This window comes from Nonomuraea basaltis (genome assembly GCF_005893125.1).
GTDB lineage: Bacteria > Actinomycetota > Actinomycetes > Streptosporangiales > Streptosporangiaceae > Nonomuraea > Nonomuraea basaltis.
This window is the reverse complement of the sequence record NZ_VCJS01000467.1, coordinates 1-3250: the sequence shown is the minus strand read 5'-3', so window position 1 is coordinate 3250 and position 3250 is coordinate 1. Positions and strand designations below refer to the sequence as shown.

The following is a 3250-nucleotide window of genomic DNA, read 5'->3' as shown; positions in this document are numbered from 1 at the left end:
CCATTGGCGCTGGGTCAACTGGGTCCCCGCCGTCTGGTGACCAGGACGACAAGAGCCGTGTAACGAGAGATCGTTACGCACGGTTCTGTGGGAGCCCCGGGGTGCGATTCCCCGGGGCTACCCGACCTCATTCGTTCTTCCTGCTTGCCTGTCCCGCCGACGGTGGCGCTTCCTCCATCAGGGCTGGCGACTGAGCGGCGCCCAAAGGCCTTGGTCGGCCCGGCGACGTCGATCCTGCCGCGCGGCTCACTCATCGCCACCACGCAGGGCCGTACCGAGGATGTGGAAGGAGACCGGGGTGCGCGCGGGCGGGAACAGGAAACGATCCAGGTGACCGATGTGGAACCCGGCCCGCCGGATCGCGGCCTCGGCGTCGCGGCCGAGGTGGCAGCCGCCGACCATGAGCGGCCAGACGGTGGCATCCAGCACATCCTGCACCCGGGCCAGGCCGCGCGTGTCGGCGCGCACATGCTCCAGGAAACGTAGCTGCCCGCCGGGCCTGAGCACCCGCCGCGCCTCGGCCAGCGCCGCACCGACATCGGGCAGCGAGCACAGCACCATGCAGAACACCACCGCATCCACGCTGTGATCCGCCACGGGCAGGCGCTCGGCCATGCCGGGCACCACCTCCACGGGAACCGCGGCCTCGGCGGCGACGGCCTGCGCCTGCGCACGCAACCGCGGCTCCGGCTCCACTGCCACCAGCCGGGCCACCTCGGCCGGGTAGAGCGCGAAGTTGACGCCGTGCCCGGCGCCGACCTCGACCACCTCGCCGGTCAGGCCCGCCAGCAGCGATTGGCGGCGTTCGGTCATGCCGCCCTCGTCCATGGCGCGCGCCATCATCGGATACATCCGGCCGAAGATCGGCCGGCGCCTGCTCTGCTTCACCGTACTCATAGGGCTCACCAGGTGACCGGTAGCGTGGTCAGGCCGCCGGTCAGCGTGCGCGTGTTGAAGGTCAGCTCTTCCACCGCGCAGCCCAGCTTCAGCGTGGGGAAGCGGGCGGCAAGCTGGGCGAAGACCACCTGCAGCTCGATGCGGGCCAGGGGCGCGCCGATGCAGTAGCGGGCGCCGTGCCCGAAGCTCAGGTGCGGCACGGCGAACCGGTCGAGATCGAACCGGTCGGGTTCAGCAAAGACGGAGGCGTCGTGGTTGGCCGCGCCGGTGTCCAGCAGCACCAAATCTCCGGCCCGCACCTGCACGCCGGCGATGTCCAGGTCAGTACGGGCGTAGCGGGGGATGCCGCCACCTCCCAGCCGCGGCGCACGCAGGATCTCCTCCACCGCGGTGTCGATCCGGGACGGGTCATCGACCAGGGCCCGCCACTGGCCGGGCGTGGCCAGCAGCCACAGTGCCCCCATGCCGATCGCGGTGACCGTGGTCTCGTGTCCGGCGAACAGCAGGAACATGCCCATCGCGGCGGCCTCGTCATCACTCACCCCGTCGGTGGCCGCCAGCCGAGAGATCACATCGGCGTCCGGATCGCCCTGTGCCCGTTTGCGGGCCACCAACTGCTGCCCATAGGTGAACAGCGCGCCCAGACCCTGTGCGGACCGGGCCCGGTCGGTGACGTCGGCGGTGTCCTGCGTCCAGGTGCGGAACTGCTCGCGGTCCTCGTACGGGACGCCGAGCAGCTCGCAGATGACCGCGATCGGTAGCGGTAGTGCCAGGGCGGCGTGCAGGTCGGCCGGAGGTCCGGCGGCGGCCAGCTCATCCAGCAGGCGTGTAGTGAGCGTCTCGACGCGGCCGCGGAGTGCGCGCATGCGTTTGGGCGAGAAGTGCGGTTGCAGCAGCGAGCGCATCCTGCGGTGTTCGGCCTGCTCGGTGTCGAAGCCGCCGATGGGGCCGCCGAACAGCTCCGACTCTCCCGTGCGGGAGGCGCGGTCGGGCTCGGGGTGGGCGCGGCCGAGCCGGGCGTCGTCCAGCAGGGCGCGCACTTCCTCATACCCGCTCACGAGCCAGGCGGGGTCGCCCACGGCGGTGCGGATCGCGTGGATCGGGCCGCGGGCCTGCATCTGGCGCAGCAACGGCGACGGTTGCATCGGGCCGGGCTGCTCAAACGGCAGCTGGGCGGGTTCGGACATGACTCCTCCGAAAGTAGACGCCGATTTGTATACTCCGACGTTTAAAACCGTACTTGTATACTTCGAGTTCTACAAGTGGAGGAGCGCGGATGAGCAACCCCGACGCGGACAGCGCCCAGACAGAGACCGCACCGACCCCGCAAGCGCCGGTACGGCGGCTACGCCGCGCCGAGCGGCGCGAGCAGATCCTGGATGCGGCCACTCGCGCCTTCGCCCGCGCCGGATATGCCGCCACCGGCTTGAACGACGTCGCCACCGAAGCGGGCCTGACCCGGGCGATGCTGTACCGGCACTTCGAGTCCAAGTCCGACCTGTACCGGGCGGCGCTCGACCGTGCATGTGTGCGGCTGGCCGAGGCCACCGGCGTCGACGACTTCGATAAGGACACCCTGCCCGCCATGGTCGGCGCCGCCGCGGCCGACCCTGACGGGTTCCGGCTGCTGTTCCGCTACGCCGCCCGCGAGCCCGACTTCCGCGACCTGATCGACTCCATCGCCGCCGCCTCCCGTGAGCTCGCCCACCGCAACCTCGCCAGGCGCATCCCCGAAGGCCCATGGCTGGACTGGGCCGCGAACCTGATCCCCACCCTGACCATCGAAGCCGTCATCGCCTGGCTCGACGCCGGTCAGCCCGACCCCGACCAGGCCGCCGACCGCATCACCCAAGCCGTGCACGGCGTCATGGCGGCAGCCCAGCCCTAAATCCCGCCTGCGATCACCTCGTTCACGGCCTGCTCCGCTTGGCCCAGAGGCCGTGCACCGCAGGCACACCGGCCCGGCACGAAGCCGCCCAGCTTCTGCCGACGCGCTTGGGGCGTGGGAAAGCGGCGCTGGTGGCGGAGGAGTCCGCTTCGCCAGACTTTGCCGTGAAGTGTCACGCGCTGCCAGGGAGCACATACCCATGCCCCTCAAGCTGATCTCGTTCGGCCACCTGCACCAGCCCGGTGAGGTCCCGCCTGCGTGGCTGTTTCGATGCGGCGTGTCGCTGTGACGTGAGACGGTCACCGTCTCGTCTTCGGGCTCGTGCAAAGCGACCGAGGCGAGGTAGGCCTCACCGACCGCAAAGCTCCCGCCCGTATCCCGACCACGGGACGTGTGCAAGACCACCGGACGCGGACGGCTGTCCTACCGGCGCGCCAGCGCATCGAGCCGGCCGATGCGCTGGGC

The 3250-nt window shown here is 70.6% G+C and carries 3 protein-coding genes; 1 reads left to right on the top strand and 2 read right to left on the bottom strand.

The genetic code is table 11. The features are described 5' to 3' along the window. Positions 1–246: 246 nt before the first annotated feature. Positions 247–897 carry a class I SAM-dependent methyltransferase gene (locus EJK15_RS68390; RefSeq protein ID WP_138720786.1) on the bottom strand — a complete coding sequence of 217 codons (651 nt, stop codon included), beginning with the start codon at positions 895–897 and terminating at the stop codon, positions 247–249. Between the two features lie 5 nt (positions 898–902). Then, a complete protein-coding gene (locus tag EJK15_RS68385) occupies positions 903–2084 on the bottom strand; it encodes a cytochrome P450 (RefSeq protein ID WP_138720785.1) in 1182 nt (393 codons plus the stop codon). An 89-nt stretch (positions 2085–2173) separates the two neighbouring features. Between EJK15_RS68385 and EJK15_RS68380 the strand changes: the two genes are divergently transcribed. Continuing rightward, positions 2174–2785, top strand: coding sequence for a TetR/AcrR family transcriptional regulator (locus tag EJK15_RS68380; protein WP_138720784.1), 612 nt, complete (start codon positions 2174–2176; stop codon positions 2783–2785). Positions 2786–3250 lie beyond the last annotated feature (465 nt).